The 17,585-nt window shown below is 58.3% G+C and carries 9 protein-coding genes and 1 pseudogene; 5 read left to right on the top strand and 5 right to left on the bottom strand.

The genetic code is table 11. The features are described 5' to 3' along the window. Nucleotides 1-26 precede the first annotated feature (26 nt). The 5 genes from ACTJKT_RS30805 to ACTJKT_RS30785 all read left to right on the top strand — a co-directional run bounded on the left by ACTJKT_RS30805 (nucleotide 27) and on the right by ACTJKT_RS30785 (nucleotide 12,070). On the top strand, nucleotides 27-6,389 hold the full coding sequence (locus tag ACTJKT_RS30805) for an Ig-like domain-containing protein (protein WP_440790352.1): 6,363 nt from the start codon (nucleotides 27-29) through the stop codon (nucleotides 6,387-6,389). 56 nt (nucleotides 6,390-6,445) lie between these two features. Continuing rightward, entirely contained in the window at nucleotides 6,446-8,074 is a 1,629-nt protein-coding gene (locus tag ACTJKT_RS30800; RefSeq protein WP_440790350.1) for a TolC family outer membrane protein, read from the top strand. Then, the gene (locus tag ACTJKT_RS30795; protein ID WP_440790348.1) at nucleotides 8,071-10,248 is read left to right on the top strand and encodes a type I secretion system permease/ATPase; all 2,178 of its coding nucleotides are present in this window, start codon (nucleotides 8,071-8,073) and stop codon (nucleotides 10,246-10,248) included. Before ACTJKT_RS30800 ends, ACTJKT_RS30795 begins: the two co-directional genes overlap by 4 nt. Beyond that, entirely contained in the window at nucleotides 10,241-11,464 is a 1,224-nt protein-coding gene (locus tag ACTJKT_RS30790; RefSeq protein ID WP_440790346.1) for an HlyD family type I secretion periplasmic adaptor subunit, read from the top strand. The genes ACTJKT_RS30795 and ACTJKT_RS30790 overlap by 8 nt, the downstream gene beginning before the upstream one ends. 177 nt (nucleotides 11,465-11,641) lie before the next feature. After that, nucleotides 11,642-12,070, top strand: coding sequence for a hypothetical protein (locus tag ACTJKT_RS30785; RefSeq protein WP_440790344.1), 429 nt, complete (start codon nucleotides 11,642-11,644; stop codon nucleotides 12,068-12,070). A gap of 467 nt (nucleotides 12,071-12,537) precedes the next feature. On the opposite strand, the gene ACTJKT_RS30780 is transcribed toward ACTJKT_RS30785, so the two are convergent. The 5 genes and pseudogenes from ACTJKT_RS30780 to ACTJKT_RS30760 form a co-directional block, all read right to left on the bottom strand. Continuing rightward, entirely contained in the window at nucleotides 12,538-13,212 is a 675-nt protein-coding gene (locus ACTJKT_RS30780) for a DUF1120 domain-containing protein (RefSeq protein ID WP_440790342.1), read from the bottom strand. Nucleotides 13,213-13,357: 145 nt separating this feature from the next. Further along, the gene (locus tag ACTJKT_RS30775) at nucleotides 13,358-13,948 is read right to left on the bottom strand and encodes a hypothetical protein (RefSeq protein ID WP_440790340.1); all 591 of its coding nucleotides are present in this window, start codon (nucleotides 13,946-13,948) and stop codon (nucleotides 13,358-13,360) included. Continuing rightward, the gene (locus tag ACTJKT_RS30770) at nucleotides 13,902-16,313 is read right to left on the bottom strand and encodes a fimbrial biogenesis usher protein (RefSeq protein WP_440790338.1); all 2,412 of its coding nucleotides are present in this window, start codon (nucleotides 16,311-16,313) and stop codon (nucleotides 13,902-13,904) included. The genes ACTJKT_RS30775 and ACTJKT_RS30770 overlap by 47 nt, the downstream gene beginning before the upstream one ends. 183 nt (nucleotides 16,314-16,496) lie before the next feature. Continuing rightward, on the bottom strand, nucleotides 16,497-17,219 hold the full coding sequence (locus tag ACTJKT_RS30765) for a fimbria/pilus chaperone family protein (RefSeq protein WP_440790336.1): 723 nt from the start codon (nucleotides 17,217-17,219) through the stop codon (nucleotides 16,497-16,499). A 194-nt stretch (nucleotides 17,220-17,413) separates the two neighbouring features. Next, a pseudogene (locus tag ACTJKT_RS30760) lies at nucleotides 17,414-17,509 on the bottom strand (hypothetical protein); the annotation flags it as partial. Nucleotides 17,510-17,585: the final 76 nt, after the last annotated feature.

The following is a 17,585-nucleotide window of genomic DNA, read 5'->3' as shown; positions in this document are numbered from 1 at the left end:
ACGGTAATCCGATTGGCAACCCGGTAGTGCTGGATGGCGAGGGCAAAGGCACGCTCGTCGTACCGCCGAGCGAAAGTGGCGAGCAGCTCGATGTGCTGGTCGACGGTCAGCTGCAATCGACAGTGGAGGTGCCGGTCTTGACCGTGCAACCTCCAGTCGTTGCTCCATCTCCAACCGTTGTCGACAAAGTTGATCCGAGCACCGGCGAATTGCTGGTCACCGGCAAGCCGGGTGGGACCGCGCAACTGCAAGACAAAGACGGTAATCCGATTGGCAATCCGGTGGTCCTGGATAGCGAGGGCAAAGGCACGCTTACCGTACCGACGAGCGAAAGTGGCAAGCAGATCAATGTGCTGGTCACCGACGGTGACCAGCAATCGCCGGTCGCGACTGTGGATGTGCCTTTGCTGGCACCTCAGTTTGGGCCAATCGATCCAGCCACGGGCGCGCTGCCGGTCACCGGCACACCGATGGGCACTGCGCAACTGCAAGACAAGGACGGTAAGCCGATCGGCACTCCAGTGAGCCTCGACGCGAAGGGCCAAGGCACGCTTATCGTGCCGCCGAGCTTGAGTGGCGAGCCGCTTGAGTTGGTGGTCACGGGCCCCGACGGCAAGCAATCGCCGGTCGCGGCGCTGGATGTGCCTTTGCTGGCACCCCAGTTGGGGACAGTCGATCCGACCACGGGCGAGATCACCGTGACCGGCAAGGCGGGCGCCAGTGCTCAACTGCAAGACAAGAACGGCCAGCCGATTGGTAACGCAATCCTCCTGGATGCGCAGGGGCAGGGGGTGATCAAACTGACTCACGGCGCGGGCGGCGAGTCGTTGGGCGTGATCGTCGAAGAGGAGGGACTGCAATCATCTGCCACGCAGGTCGATACCCCATTGCTGAAGCCCGTACTTGGCCCGGTCGATGCCCTGACCGGACAGCTGAGGCTCGAAGGCAAGCCGAACGCCACCGTGCAAATCGATGTCCCGGCCGGGACCGCCATTTCCGTGGTACTGGATCAACAAGGCAAGGGCAGTGTGATCCTGCCGTCGATTGCCAGCCATGAGTCGCTCGAAGGGACCCTGACGCTGGGCGATCTGGTGTCCGCTCCCGCGAGCATCGCGGTGCCGGTCCTGGCACCGCGTAACGGGGAAGTCAACGATACCGGGACCCGCTTGACGGTCAATGGCAAGCCGGGCGAGATCATCAAGGTCATGAATGCTCAGGATGTGGAACTGGGCAGTGGTGTCGTAGGCAAGGACGGCGCGATCGAAATTGCCCTGAGTTCGCCGCAGAGTTCGGGAGCGGGCCTGACCCTGACCGCATACAACAAGGGTGAAGATTCGCTGCCGATCACGGTCGTGGCGCCGGTTATCGACGCGGAACGACCATTACCGCCCACCGACCTGAATATCAGCCCGGACGGTAGCCGCGTCTTGGTCAAGGCCAAGGTGGGAGAGAAGGTGAGGATCGTCAATCTCGACACCCAGGAGGACCTGGGCTCGGTCGACGAAACGATTGACGGTTTCTTCTCGGCCTATATCCCGCCGCAGGCGGGGGGGGCCAGGCTTTCCATCACAGCGGAAAAGGACGGGAAAACCTCGCTTCCAGCACTGTTGCTGGTCCCGCTCGATGGGGAGCAGGCTCTGGTCAAACCCTTCGATGTAAGCATCGATATCACGGGCACCAAGGTTCAAGGTAAGGGCGTCCCTCACACCATCGTCCAGGTCAAGTCCACGGACAACCAGACGGTGCTCGGCAAGGGGCTGGTGGGACCGGATGGGAGCTTCCAGGTCAGCATCGCCCCCCAGCCGGGCGGTCAACTGTTGAACGTCGCCTTGCAGAACAACGACAGGGTCTCCGATTCGGAGACGGTGATGAGCCCTTATATCGACTCCAACACACCGACCGCTGTGAGTATCGACGAGTCCGGTACACAGGTGACGGGCAAAGGCACGGCGGGCGAGACGATCCGCATCAAGAGAGAGGCCCTGAACGGCGAGATCGGCTCCGGCGTGGTCAAGCCTGACGGCACCTTCGTGGTGACCATTGCCCAGCAGCCGGCCGACCAGGCGTTGATCGTCACGGCCCAGGGGCAAGGCGTTGAATCCGCCCCGGCATACGTACAAACACCGGCATTCGATGTCGACCGACCGCCACAGCCCGATGCCCAAGTCGATGCTAGCGGAACCAAGATCAGCGGCAAGGCCGAGCCAGGCGCGAGCGTGTCGGTCAAGGATGCTGCCGGTAATCTGCTGGCGGGCCCGGTCCTGGCCGGGGAAGACGGTACATTCGCAGCAGAGATCGCCAAGTTGCCCGCGGGCACCCCGGTCAAGGTCGTGGCTAAAGTGGCGGGCAAGGAATCGCTGTCCAGTGAGTTGATTGTTCCTCTCCTGGATGGTGAAGCGGTTCCGCCGGCTCCCTTGAGCGCATCGATCAGTGCCGATGGCAAGAGCGTCTTCGGCAAGGCTGCGCCCAACAGTCATGTCGTGGTCGAGGATGCCGGGGGCAAGCCACTGGGCCTACAAAAGGTCGGCAATGACGGCAGTTATGTCGTACCCATCGCGGTACAGAAGGGCGGGGCAACGCTGAATGTGTACTCCACCACCGGTGACGAGATGTCGTCTTCGATATCCGTACTGGCACCGTTTCAGTTGACGGCAGAAGCCCAGGACGTACAGGTCGGTCTATTCATTGATCCATACCTCAATGAACTTATGGAAACCAAGAAGGTTAGCTTTTTCACCCCCCTTAGTTCGGGCATTAGTGCCGGAATAGACTGGGCGCGTGACAAACTCGGCGCTGAAAAAAGCAGGTTTCCCACCGAGGACACCTATGAGTTTTTCGTGGCCGAGAACGAAAGGGTGGAAGTGAGGGTAAGCAATAAGGCTCCGCTCAGTGCCGACTTTCTCCGCGGCAGTGATGTGACGCTGGATAAGCGAGTCGGAAATGAATGGGTTAATGTAGATCGAAGCAGGGGGGAAGAGATTGCCGGCCTGTCGCGTATTGCCATATTTTCCGACGTCGACGAGTCGGGTATTTCCATTAAATATGAAACTCCCGGCGAGTACCGCGTAACTATCAGCGATGTCACTCTATTGGGGCTGGGGTGGAAAGACTACACCACCACTATCACCAGGGAATCCTTTGCAGGAGGTTTTGCCAACAACGCGATCACCAACGACCTTATTCTTCCGCCAGGGGCGAAGCTGCTCAAGGTTAATGGTAAGGAGTTGGGGAGCGAGACATATACCGCGATACAGGGCAAACAGGGTGAGTTGCGCATTGGAACCGACGGCCAGGCCAGCTATGTGCAGGATAAAAGTGCCACTGCGGGGCAGTCGGAAACCTTCACCTATGAGGCCCGTGAAGAGTCAGGGACGACACGGAGAGGCAGCTTTACCATCAAGACCGAGGCCCCTGCGGTATCGGGTGATCTGCTTGCCCAGGACGATGCGCATATCAGTAGCGTCGGCGGGACTTTGTTGTCTTCGACCGCCGAGCGAACCATTCACGGCAAGTTCGGCGACTTGAAAATCAAGGCCGATGGCCAATATACCTACACCCCCAAACTCAGCCTGGCGGGGTTGAATGAAACGGATAGCTTTGAGTATGTGGTCAGGCATGTGAACGGTGAGGAGGTCACCTCGACCCTCAATGTTCATATTGCCGAGGCCGGGCTGGTGGCCGAGCTGAAAAAGGTACCCGTAAGTCTGGACTCGGTTACCGACCTGAGTATCAACCCGGACGGCACCCGTGTATTGGGCAAGGCCAAGGCGGGAGAGACGGTGAAGATCGTCAATCTCGATACCCAGGAGGATCTGGGTACGTTCGCCGTCGCGCGTGACGGTTTCTTCTCGGCCAATATTCCGTTGCAGGCGGGTGGGGCCAGGCTTTCCATCACGGCGAAAAAGGGCGAGGAAACCTCGCTTTCAGAGCTGTTGCTGGTCCCGCTCGGTCAGGAACAGACGCCGGCCAAACCCTTCGAGGTGAGCATCGATGTCACGGGCACCGAGGTTCAAGGCAAGGGGGCCCCCAACAGCATCGCCCTGGTCAAGTCCGCGGACAACCAGGCGGTGCTCGGCAAGGGGCTGGTGGGGCCGGATGGGATCTTCCAGGTCAGCATCGCCCCCCATCCGGGCGGCCAACTGTTGAACGTCGTCTTGCAGAACAACGGCAAGGTCTCCGATTCGCAGACGCTGATGACGCCTGATGTCGACTCCAACACACCAACCGGTGTGGGTATCGACGAGTCCGGTACGCAGGTGATAGGCAAAGGCAAGGCGGGCGATACGATCCGCGTCAAGGACGCCCAGGGCAGCGAGATCGGCGCTGGCGTGGTCAGGCTTGACGGCACCTTCGTGGTGACCATTGCCCAGCAGCCGGCTGGCCAGATGTTGGTCGTGACGGCTCAGGGGCGAGGTGTTGAGTCCGCCTCGACATACGTGCAAACGCCGGTGTTCGATGTTGGCCGACCGCCACAGCCCGATGCCCAAGTCGATGCTAGCGGAACCAAGATCAGCGGCAAGGCCGAGCCAGGCGCGAGGGTGTCAGTCAAGGATGCTGCTGGCAAGCTGCTGGCGGGTCCGGTCCTGGCCGGGGACGACGGTACATTCGCGGCAGACATCGCCAAGTTGCCCGCGGGTACCCCGGTCAAGGTTGTGGCTGAAGTGGCGGGCAAGGAATCGCTGTCCAGTGAGTTGATCGTTCCTCTCCTGGATGATGAAGCGGTTCCGCCGGCCCCCTTGAGCGCATCGATCAGTGCCGATGGCAAGAGCGTCTTCGGCAAGGCCGCGCCCAACAGCACTGTCGTGGTCGAGGATGCCGAGGGCAAGCCACTGGGCCGACAGGAGGTCGACGATGACGGCAGTTATGTCGTACCCATCGCGGTACAGAAGGGCGGGACAACGCTGAATGTGTTCTCCACCACCGATGACGAGATGTCGTCTTCGATATCCGTACAGGCGCCGTTCCAGTTGACGGCAGAAGCCCAGGACGTACAGGTCGGTCTATTTATCGATCCAGCCATCAGTGAAGTTACGGTACCCAAGACCGCTATTATTCTCACCCCCGGCAGTTTTGTCATTGGTGCGGGAATAGACTGGCTGCGTGAGAAACTCGGCGCTGAGGACAGCTGGTTTCCCACCGGGGCTACGTATAATTTCTCCGTAGCCGAGAACGAAAGGGTGGAAGTGAATGTAAGCAATAGTTCTTCGCTCAGTGGCGACTTTCTCCGCGGCGCTGAGATGGCGGTGGATAAGCGAATCGGAAATGAATGGGTCAATGTCGCTCGCGGCGGGAATAACGGAGTTTTCAACCTGTCGGCCTCTCTCTCCTCCGAGATCGACGAGTCGGGTATTTCCATTCGAACTGAAACTCCCGGCGAGTACCGCGTCACTATCTACGACATCAGCGCATTGGGTTTGGGGGCGAAAGAATATACCACCACGATCACCAGCGAGTCCTTCGCAGGAGGTTTTGCCAGCAGCGCGATCACCAACGGCCTTGTTCTTCCGCCAGGGGCGAAGCTGCTCAAGGTGAATGGCAAGGAGTTGGCGAACGAGGGACGTACCGCTATACAAGGCAAACAGGGTGAGCTGCGCATTGGAACCGACGGCCGGGCCAGCTATGTGCAGGATAAAAATGTCGTGCCTTCGGACCACTCGGAAACCTTCACCTATGAAGCCCGGACAGCGACAGAGGAGACACTGAGGGGCAACTTTACCGTCACGAGCAAAGCGCCTTCGGTATCGGGTGATCTGCTTTCCCAGGACGATGCACATATCAGCAGCGTCGGCGGGACTTCGTTGCCTGTGGACGGCGAACAAACCATTCACGGCAAGTTCGGCGACTTGAAAATCAAGGCAGATGGCCAATATACCTACACCCCCAAACTCAGCCTGGCGGGGTTGAATGAAACGGATAGCTTCGAGTATGTGGCCAGGCATGAGAACGGTGAGGAGGTCACCTCGACCCTCAATGTTCATATTGCCGACGCCCGGCTTGTGGCCGAGTTGGAAAAGGTGCCGACAGGTTTGAACCCGGTTGCCGATCTGACAGAGACGGATGCGGCCTCGCAAAATCTGCCTGAAGTGAACAACGACGATAGTGCAGATCTGCTCAAGTTCAATTTGCAGGCGCCGAAACTGGACACCAGCAAGTTGATCGGTCTGCAAGCCGAGGATGATCCATCCGAGGCGCCGTTGACGCTGACATTGGAAGATATCTTGCAACCTGACGGCACGATATCCAGCCCGGTATCGACTTCTGTACTGGACCTGCCGGATTCCTGGAAGCCCGATGTTTCGGTATCGCAGAACGGTCGTGATTACTTGCGTTATATCGACCCAACGACGAACAAGGATCTCTGGGTGGAAAATGGAATTTCCGTCATCTAAGTCGCATTAAAAAGAACCTGGGCCGCAAGGCCCAGGGCTACTCTTGGGTAATTCTTATGTTTCATTTGCTGCGTTTGCGGCAGGATGTGTTCTGCCTGATGGTCGTGCTTTCAGCGAGTACGGCTTTCTCGGTCGGACAGGTTAATGCTCAGACTGTCTATGTCATTCCCAACTCGCGTTATGTTCCAGCGCCAGTAAAGCCTGTTGAACAGAAGAGGGTGGAACAGGCTTCCACCACCGTCGCTGCGGCTGGCAAAAGTCGTACTGCGCAAGAAGACATGACCCGGCTCTCCGTCAATGAAGAGCGCCTGCCTGAGACCAGCGGGGTAGGGAAAAACACGGAAAAAACACAGGTCGTTCCACCTGTTTCATTGACCGCCTTGATCGAGGCCGGGCAGTTTATTCCTCCGGCCGGTGCCCGGTTGGAAATGGACGACAGGGTCCCGGTCAATGCGGATCACCCGGACCTGGCCGCTGCCATACATCAGGCAATCGCTTCGTATCCGGATATCAAGCGGGCCCATGAAGGGGCCAACGCACAACTTCAACAGGTCGAGATCGCCCGGGCTGGCTACTTTCCCAGGATCAATGGCGGGGTGAGGTCCGGTTATCAGAGCGGAGTCCCTGGCGGCAGCAGTGCCCAGGTGTTCGATCTGAGCGCCTCGCAGATGTTGTATGACTTCGGCAAGGTGGCCAGCGCGGTCGAGGCCAGCCAGGCCGGTGTGACGGAGCGACAGGCCGAGGTTCGCCTGAGCATCGAACAGGTCACCCTGAATACGGCGCTGGCCTTTCTCGACAGCCAGTTCTACCAGCGCGTGATCTTGATTGCCCGGGATCAGATAGAGAATCTGGAAAAGGTCTCCGCGCTCGCTCGCCAGCGTTTCGACATGGGCGCCAGTACGCGTTCCGATTACATTCAGACGGCCTCACGCATTGAAGGCGTAAAGGTTTCCGAGTTGCAGTACCAGGCCAATCTCGCGCGCTCCCTGGCGACGCTGGCGAGCCTGACGGGGAATGCCTCGGTGACTGGCGTTGGCGACAGCTTTCCAGGGGTACTGGAGCAGTCCTGCCAGAGGGCGGAGGCGAACATGCAGGACAACCCCGAGGTGATATCGGCCCAGGCCCGGGTGGACAGGGCGCGGACCGAAGTCAAAGCGGCGAAGGCCGCCGGTTTGCCCACCTTCTCCCTGGAGCCCACCTTCACCCGGCAACTGGATGACAACCTGGGGACGGATCAGGACAGAAGCCGATACAGCCTGTTCCTCAATGCCAGCATGCCGATCTATCAGGGCGGTGCCATCCAGGCCGGCAAGGCGGCCAGCGAGCGGACCCTGGCATCCGCGCAGGCCGGGCTCGATACCGCTCGGCTCAACGCACGGCAGGAACTGCAGCAGTCCAAAAGCCAGGTGCTCAAGCTGCATTCAAGTCTCGGCGCCCAGTCCCTGCGCGAACGCGCCATCAATGAGACTCGCGTGTTGTACCGCCAGCAGTACCTCGAGTTGGGAACACGCCCGTTGCTCGACCTGCTCAACGCCGAGCAGGAAGCCTACCTGTCGCGTATTGACCAACAAACCACGTTAAACAGCCTGCGCCGCTTGCAGATCAACTGCTTGTATAGCGCGGGCCATCTCAGCCGGTCGTTTGGCGCTGCCGGCAATGACACCTATCGTGAGCGCTTGCCATGAAACCAACCTTACAAGACGTGCCAGGGCAGGGCACGCAGCATGATTCCCCACCCTGGCTGGAAATGCTGTTGCTGGTCGCCGGCCATTACAACCTGACCTTCTCGTCCGAGGACGCTCGCCTGGCTGCGGCCTGGCAGAACAGCCCGCATTCGGACGAGCAGCTGTACGCCATTGCCAAGCACCTGGGGCTGTCGATCAAGATCGACGAAGAGCTGCAAGTCGAGGACCTCACTCAGTGGCGCCTGCCCTTGCTGATTCAATTGCAGGATGGCCAATTGGCGTTGATCGAAGGACTAAGGGCCGATGACTCGCTTCAGGTCCGGCTCAGTGGCGACCATGGCCTGGCGTCGGTGTTGCCTCGAGCGCAATTGCTGGAGCAATGCCACAGGGTCATCATCCTTCGCCCCGTGGGCAATCGCGCGGACGTGCGCATCGACGATTACACCAAGCCCTATGACCGGAACTGGTTCAAGGACATTGTGCTGCGGGACTGGAAATCCTATCGCTATGTCATATTCGCTTCGCTGATCGCCAACCTGATGGGGCTGGCCGGGGTGCTGTTTTCCATGCAGACCTATGACCGGGTCGTGCCGGCGGGCTCCATGCCGACCCTGTATGTCTTGTTCATCGGCGTGCTGCTGGCCGGCGCTATCGACTTCGTGATCCGCAATGCCCGATCCCATGTCACCGACCTGCTGGGCAAGCGAGCGGACATGCGCCTGTCCGACAAGGTGTTTGGTCATTCCATCCGTTTGCGCAACTCAGCCCGCCCACGCTCCACGGGCACCTTCATTGCGCAGATCCGGGAGCTGGAGCAGATCCGTGAGCTGATCACCTCCAGCACGGTAACGGCCCTGGCCGACCTGCCGTTCTTCCTGCTGTTCCTTGGCGTGTTCTGGCTGTTGGTTGGCCCTCTTGTGCTGGTGCCCTTGTGTGCCTTGGTCTTGATGGTCGCCCCCGGCCTACTGTGCCAGGGCAAGCTGGGCCGGCTGGCTAACGAGGCGCTCAGGGAGTCGAGCCTGCGCAATGCGTTGCTGGTGGAGACCATCCAGGGACTGGAGGACGTCAAGGCGCTGCAGGCCGAACAGAAGTTCCAGCTGAGCTGGAACCACTACAACGCCACGACCGCCACCGCGAATCTGCGGCTCAAGGCCCTGACCCATCGTTTGCAGTATTGGTCGCAGTCGGTGCAAACCCTGGTGTTCGCCGTGGTGATTTTCTTTGGCGCGCCGATGGTCATGGTGGGGGACCTGACCACGGGTTCCCTGGTGGCCGCCTCGATCCTCGGATCGCGCATGATGGCGCCAATGGCCCAGCTGACGCAGGTGATCATCCGCTGGCAGCAGGCAAAAACCGCTCTGGCCGGCTTGAACAAGCTGATGGAGCTGCCCACCGATTACCCGGAGCACAGCCACAAAGTACATCGTGCCCACCTGTACGGGGATTACGCCCTGGACAAGGCGGTTTTCGCCTATGGCGCAGATGGCCCGGCTCTGCGCATCGAACGGATGAGCATTAGTGCCGGTGAGCGCATCGCCGTACTGGGGCGCAATGGCGCCGGCAAGTCGACGTTGTTGCAGGCCCTGGTCGGAGGCGTCGACTCTCGCTCAGGCTCGATCAGCCTGGACGGCGTCGTGTTCAATCACCTCGACCCCGCGGACGTACGCCGGGACGTGGCCTTGCTGACGCAGGATTCCCATCTGTTTCACGGAACCATCAGGGAGAACCTGAAGTTGGGCGCGCCCTTGGCCGCCGATCAGGAAATGCTCTCGGCCCTCGCTCTGACGGGGGCAGCGAGCTTCATCAAAAAACTCCCGACCGGTCTGGATCATCTGATTATGGAAGGCGGTATCGGCCTGTCGGGTGGCCAGAAGCAGTCGTTGCTGCTGGCCCGTCTGCTACTGCGCCAGCCCAACGTGCTGCTTCTGGATGAGCCGACCTCGTCGCTTGACGAAGGGACCGAGCGCCTGTTCCTGGAAAACCTCAATCTGTGGGCACAGGGCAAGACCCTGATCGTCGCGACGCATCGACCTGCCTTGCTGGAGCTGGTCGATCGAATCGTCGTGGTCGACGAGGGCAAGGTGGTGCTCGACGCACCCAAAGATGAAGCCATCAGGCGTCTCAGCCGGCCTGCTGCGGTCAACCCCGAGCAAGGAGGCGATCAGCATGCTTGATCATCACGGTTTGCGGGCCCAGGCGCGCCGCCTCATGAAGAAAAAATCGCCGTTGGAAGGGATGGACCCGGGGGATGATGCTGCACTGCAGCACTCATCGGGCATCATCAGCAGCCTTATGGCGATTGTTCTGATCCTGGGCAGTTGGGCCTATTTTGCCGAGCTGGATGAAGTGTCCAAAGGTGATGGCAAGGTTATTCCCAGTTCCCATGAGCAGATCATCCAATCGCTGGAGGGAGGCATCCTGGCCGATCTCGAGGTTGCGGAAGGCGATCTGGTAGAGGCAGGGCAGGTACTGGCGCAACTCGATCCGACCAAGACCGAGTCGAATGTGGAGGAAAGTGCTTCTCGCTATCGGGCCGTCCTGGCCAGTGCCAGCCGGTTGCAAGCTGAAGTCAGTGGTAGCCCGCTGCTCTTTCCCGATGAGCTTCAGGCATATCCCGACTTGGTTGCCCGCGAGACCCAGCTGTACCAGGAGCGGATCAACAGGCTCAAGGACTCTCGGGCCGGTGTCACGACTTCCCTGCAACTGGTCGATCGTGAATTGCAAATAACCCAGTCACTGGCAAAAACCGGTGCGGCCAGTAATGTCGAGGTGATTCGCTTGCAGCGCCAGCGTAGCGAGCTGCAACTCAAGCTCACCGAGCTACGGTCTACCTATCAGGTCCAGGCGGGGGAGGAGTTGGCCAAGGCTCGCGCGGAGGTCAGTTCCTTGAGCTCGGTCATTCGAGGTCGCGAGGATTCATTGACCCGCTTGACTGTTCTATCGCCAGTGCGCGGCATTGTGAAAGGCATCGAGGTGACCACCATCGGCGGGGTCATCCCACCCAATGGCAAGCTGATGCAGATCGTGCCGTTGGATGACCAGCTATTGATCGAAACACGCATTTCACCGAGGGATATCGCCTTCATCCATCCAGACCAGGTGGCGAAGGTGAAAATCACCGCTTATGACTACGCCATCTACGGCGGGCTTGAGGGCAAGGTGGTGACAATCTCGCCGGATACCATCCAGGACAAGGTGAAGCCGGAGAACTACTTCTATCGCGTATTCATTCAAACAGATTCGGGTTTTCTAAAGAACAACAGCGGTAAACAGTTCGCTATCACTCCCGGGATGATCGCGACGGTGGACATAAAGACCGGCTCCAAGACGGTATTGGACTATCTGCTCAAACCGTTCAACAAAGCCAGGGAGGCCATGCGCGAGCGCTGACTCTGGAAGATCTATTCGCCAAACCTATGACCAGCCAAGCCTCTGGTAACTGGTCTGCTTTGCGAGTCTGGAAATAAAACAGTTTGCCTTGTGCTGGACGCTGCGAGAAAGGACTCGTCCAGGTTTCTGTAACTGCCAGTTGTCAGTACAGGGCAGCTTTGCTCATGGAACATGAACATGCCTACAAAATCCTTGCGAATTCTGATTTTTGACAACCGTCACTCGCAACGCCTGGAAGTTGAAAAACTACTGAATGAACATGGCTATTATCGTATAGCTCCGGTGGAGTCCTTTAAAGATCTGCTTCATTTGCTGGAGTACGCGCTCGTGGCATTTGATCTTTTGGTTATGCATGGCGACTCGATGGATGGAGCGAGATTCGGCTTCGATCTTGATAGCTTCTGTCGCAATAGCCCTGGGTTTCGCCATATCTTGATTTACGATGACCGGCCTGTTGATGCAACAGAGATAGACTGGAAGTCTTCACGGGTCATCAGGAAAGTCTCCAGCCCTCCAGACCCTATAGTGATAAGTAGTCTCATGGAACTAATCGACCCGGCCAGAAAGAGTGGGTGTAGTGGATCTTTTTTAAAAGATTCAGTGTAGTTCTGAAGCCAGAGGAGGTCATCTATAGCCGGGGGGTGGCCAGTGAAATCGGCTGCGCCGCCGGACGTTCAAGGATGTAGTCTTGGGCGAGTAAATCAAGCAGGTAGTTGGCGCCTTGCCTAGCTATGGCACCCGTCAAGTCTGGGCCTATTGCTTCGGCAGCATGAGCAGCAGTCCCTGGCATCGGCCAGCGTGAGGTAGGTTTACCGCGTTATGCAAGAGCGCGCTCCATTGCTGGAGTGTCGGCGCAAACAGCCCTGGGTGACGCGGTGCCACGAAGGTGGTGTCGCTGTGATACGAACAACACCCGCTGGCGTTTGGATGGTTTCGAGATTCACTCACTGCGCGTGATCCAGGAATACCGAGCCGGCTGCAACCGTGCGAGTCGTTTTGACGATCGACAACATAAAGAAGTGGTGTACGACATAAAAAGCCCGTAGTGAAAACACGCTACGGGCCATCGTTTATTACAGGTAGATCAATTCAAGCGTAGCTGAACCGTCCAGAGAAACATCGCTGGTCAGTGCCAAGTCAGAACCCTTATTCAATACTGCCTGCAAGAACAAATTGCCAGATAGAGAGGTGAACGCGACTGGAGCACCACCAGAAGTTGCCGACCACGACAGAATAGTAGAGCCATCATTGGTGAGAGTACCAAAAGTCGAACTACCCCACGTAGTGCCGGAATCGACGCTAAAAGTTGATTTAACGGAAGCGCTGTCGGCAGTAAAACTATCAGCAGTCACTCTCATAACATAACCACCAATATTTTTTCCGGCAGCACTACCCAGTCCGAAGTTAGAGAAGTCAGTAGGGGATCCCCCGACTTTTTTTACTACTCCAAGGACTCGAGTGTTCGCACGATTATCTACAGCTTTCAGCGCAACTTTGGTTGGCGCATTACAAACAATAGAAAATGCAATATTCTTCTCAGGCAACAGGGTAAAGTCCGTCTGGCTCACGTCAGCAGAACCGAACGTACCATAATCGATAGTGCCACCACCTGCCAATGTCGGGGTGCAGGCAGTCGGAATAATGGTGCCAGTGACTTTTATCTCGATCGATGAGGCTTGTGCACCAAAAGAAACAAATGCCGCAGTAGTAGCAAAGGCCAAAGCAGCCAGTTTTGGATTGAAACGCATTTTATATCTCCGTTACATGAAATTTGGTAGATCTGCCCCATAGGCAGAAGAGCTGGTGTCCGTTCCGGCTAAGCAATATTTTCTAACTAGTAATAGTTGCGGATCTTTAGGAATAGGCCTAAAAGCAAAATCGATATATAAACTTTTATTGTGTATCCAGCGTCAATTCACCGCGCCCTTCGAGCACGGTGATATCACGCGCACGTGTCTCTGTTTCATCGATAAAGGTTTGAATCTCAACCTGAGCCGAAAAGACTTTGCCAACAGCCCGCTGACCTTGAGCCATGGCAGTCACCGCTTCATTCGGACGCAGTTCCACCGCCGCCAATGCAGAACCACTCCCAGCGCCGTTCGTTTGCGCCAGTTGCACGGCATTGCCATCCAACGTTGCGTTACTCAGTTTGATTGTGAAACGGCCTTTGCCGGCAAAACGGTAGCTATTCGAGTCCGCCGCTTGCCCCTCAAACCGCAACCCAAGAGTGGTCTCTTGGCGACACACCGCCGTCAGCATTAGTTGCCGGGTGCCGAGTGCAATCGGGACGTTCCCGCGAATATTCATTTCACCTCGGTTAAGTGCGCCGTAATCCACCTCTGGATTGCTCAACCGCATGTCGCAGTCGGCCGCGAATGTGCCGCTGACAACCAGGGTGAGTGCAGTACCCAGCCAGCACGCGCAATGGGTACTGGTTTTACGTCGCATGGCAAACCGCCGGTGCAACATCGTAGAAAGCGTCATAGTCAGTCTCCTTGGGGAGGTCGATCTTCAGCAGGCAGGACTTTTCATCCGGGAGAGCAACCTTCAGTACCTGAGTGGGGTCCGAGCCCGAAAGAAAAATGGTGCCCTTGTCCAAGACCGTCGTGAGGAAGTGGTTTTTGCCGTCAAGTACCGAAGAGCCTTTGGGCAATGGTTGTCCCGCGGCATCGGTGGCGTTGATCAGGATGCGTTGAACCTTGATGACCTTGAAGTCGAGGTGATTCACCGAACCACGCCCGGCGCCGACTGTCTGGAAGCCGTTTTGCAGGTCGACCCGTTTCGGCAGCGATTTGGTCTGCACCTCGACGCGGCTTTCTCGATAGGCATTGAGTTGTGGCACCACGGCCTTGCCCTTGTAGTCGGTCCATACCGGGCCATAAGGCGTCGACAGCTTGACCCCGGACAGGTCGCCGACATCCACGATGCCGAAGGTGTCTTGCACCGGGTACGGCGAGAAGGTCACGCCATCTTTGTGCGCCACTGCGCCGCCGGAGACTCGGGCGTTGTAGTTCTTGCTGTCCGGGCCTTGGGCATAACCCAGGTCCAGGCTGGTGTAGCGAGGAATGGCCGAGACGTTGGCGGTGGAATAGTTGCCTCCCCGGTTGCCGGTGCTCTCGGTGCTCAGGCGGTAATTGAGCTGGTCATTGACGGTTTCGGAATACGTTGCACCGAGGCGTTGGTTGTCGCCGCGTCGGCTGGCATAGGTACGCACGCTACGCGACTGGCCCAGGGGAATGCTGACGCTGACGTACATCGCGTTGTCGCTGCCGCCATAACCCTTGGACGAGCCGCTTAATGCGCTTTCCACGGTGGCAGACACAGTGGCATGTTTGAACGTTTTCCCCCAGGAGCCCACCAGGCGGTTGGTAGCGTCGCCATTGAAGGTACGGCTTGGCGAAACGGACAGGTTGAAGCTGCCCAGCCTGTTGTTGGACCAGCCCAGCGAGACACTGTATTGGCTCTGGTAGCGGTTGTTGTACCAATCGTCGCTGGCGCGCAATGTGGTGTCGGAAAGGTCGCGATAGCCAATGGTCTGCTGGGTCGCCGACACACTGCCCGACAGGCTCTCGGTGAAACGCGTGCTCAGGGTGACGCTGGCCTGGGTGCCTTTTACGCCTTCCTTGGCGGCGTTCGAGTACAGATTGCGTACACTCAGGCTGGTGTCCTTTGCCAGGCTTTTGTCCGCGCCCCATCCGGTGGATTGATAGTCGGTAGCAACCATCAGGCCGGTGGTAGCGTTCAGGTTTTCACTCAGGCTCCAGGTGCCGGTACCGGTAATGACCCAAGGTTGGTCTTCATCGCCAGCGCCCTGGTTGCGTATCTTGCCGGCAGAAAAGGTGTAACCCGGACGGGCCGTGACCGCGTTGCGAAACGAAGCCGCCGACACGACGAAATGCCGCTCTGCACCGGTGATGTCCCGCACAGTGACGTCCAGGTCGGAGTTGCTGTTGAGCAACGGGATATCGCTCAGGCTGAATGGCCCTTCCGGCACGATCGTGGTGTAGATCAGCGCGCCGACCTGGCGTACTTCTACCGTGGATTGTGCCTGGGCGATGCCTTCTACCAATGCGCCGGAACCTGCGGAACCCATCAGTGCGGTTTCGGGCAGGATCTGCACGCCGGTAATCGAGCCCCCAGAAAAAAGCGGGTTGTTGATATTGATCTGGCCGGCCTGTAGCACCGCCTTTTGCTCGGTGAACGTACGTTGTGCGTACGCGTACAAATGCTCGAAGCTCGCCTTGTCGTCATTCTTGGTATACATCTGGCGACTGCGCACGATCCAGTCACCCATGTTGAAGCCCAGATCGGTCGAACCCGACAGGTAGTCGCTAGCCTGCGCAGCAAATTCCGAGCGCATGGCCATGACGTCATAATTGAACAGCGCCGCAGTACCGCCACTGCTGAAGTCCGTAGCCTCGGGCGCATCGCCCAGCAAGGCGCCCTGCGGCACCAGCAGAAAAACTTCATCCTTGTTCGGGCGCAGGCTGACCTCGGTTTGCGGGTAGGCTGCCACGAAGTCATAACGTTTTTCGGCGGCGTCCTTCGGGCTCAGCACATACTGAGAACCCGGTACCTGCAAGCGCGCCTTGGCCAGCAATGCGTCGTCAAAGTACAGCGCTCCCTGGCTGTCGAACCGGGCTTCCATCCTGCCCAGATTGACCCCGTTAACCACCAGCGAAACCACGCGCCGGCCTTCGGTAAACCGGGCGGCCTCGCGAAAATAATCGGCCAGTTTGGGGTCGATACCGCGTTTTTTCAGGATTTCTATATCGAACCCTGCGAAGTCGTCGGAGGCTTGCTTCGATTCCATCGGCATGTCTGCCAGGGCTGCAATCGGCGCGAGCATCAGTGCGCTCCAGATCGCATACGTCAGGGGTGTAAATACCGGTTGGAAGGTGCGATGGTTTTGTTCAGGCACGAGTTTGCAGCGGCCACCCTTACGAGTGGCCTGAACAGGCTTTTTCATGGCATTGGACTGCTAGGTAGACAACAGGCAGGGCCAACACTGAATGTTGGCAGTTACGCAGGCTCAGCGGGCAGCGGTGGTACCGATAGGCGCTTCGTACTTATCGACAGAGAAGCCGTAGACCGTGCCAGGGCCGATGGTTACCGAACTTGGACGGGTAGCCCGAGGGTCCAGCGCCACCTTCAATGTCTCACCTGGCAGGACATAGGTGCGTGGCAGCAAGGCCATCTCGCCCGAGGGTTTGAGTTCCAGCTCCTGGGATAACCGCACGACGTAGGCGCTGTCGTTGATTACCATCAGTTTGCCGTCCTGGATATCCCATTTCAGCAACTTCCATGGCTCACGGTTACGCTCCAGCCCCTTGGGATGAATGATCAGCGGCAGGTTCTGACGCATGCTCACACCGACTGTCGCGTGGCCTTTGGTGTTGGGCTTTTGAGCGATGCCTTCAAAGATCACGCGCTTGAGACGCTGAGTCTTCGACGGCTCGCCACCTTGACGCAGGAAGCGCACCAGTTGGGTTTCGCCGGCCTCGACACGGGTGACGGGCGGGGTCAGCACTACCAGGGATTCGGGGTCCTCGGGAATGTTCTCGATGGTCGAATACAACAGCGCCGGGGTGCCGTCTGTGTTTTTGACGTTGATGCTGGTTTCACCTTCGGCCTCATACAAGATGACCACGGAGGTCTCAGGCTGCATACCGGTCGCGGAAACGAACGGCGCCGCCAGGGCCGCGGCCGAACCTGCCAACAGGGCATACAGGGTTTTTTTGAATTGGATAGTCATGTCGACACCTCTTTGAAATGCCGCCCATTGATGAGTTCAGAGGTGGCGTATCAGGAACATTCGTTGAGGTGAATTATGAAAGTCCGGGACCAAGCAAAATATCGGAATAGGATTAAAAGTGAGGTGCGCAGTGCGATGAATGCTCAAGCCTCTGCGAGCACTGGGCGGGGCTCGCGCCCGCCCGGTGCGCGGGTTTAAAGAATGCTCAGCGGGTATTCGACGATCAGGCGAAATTCCTCCAGGTCGGACTCGAAGCTGCTGGAGCGTACGGTGGCCTGGCGGATGCGCCATCGCGCAGGCTACTGCTGTCGGGCTGGCTCATGCTGTGCAGGCGTCCGCCCTGGACACTCAGGCCGTCGATGCTGG

The organism is Pseudomonas sp. 22526 (assembly GCF_052044735.1).
GTDB classification, from domain to species: Bacteria; Pseudomonadota; Gammaproteobacteria; order Pseudomonadales; family Pseudomonadaceae; genus Aquipseudomonas; species Aquipseudomonas piscium.
The sequence above is the reverse complement of the archived record's forward strand: the minus strand, read 5'-3'. Positions and strand labels throughout refer to the sequence as shown.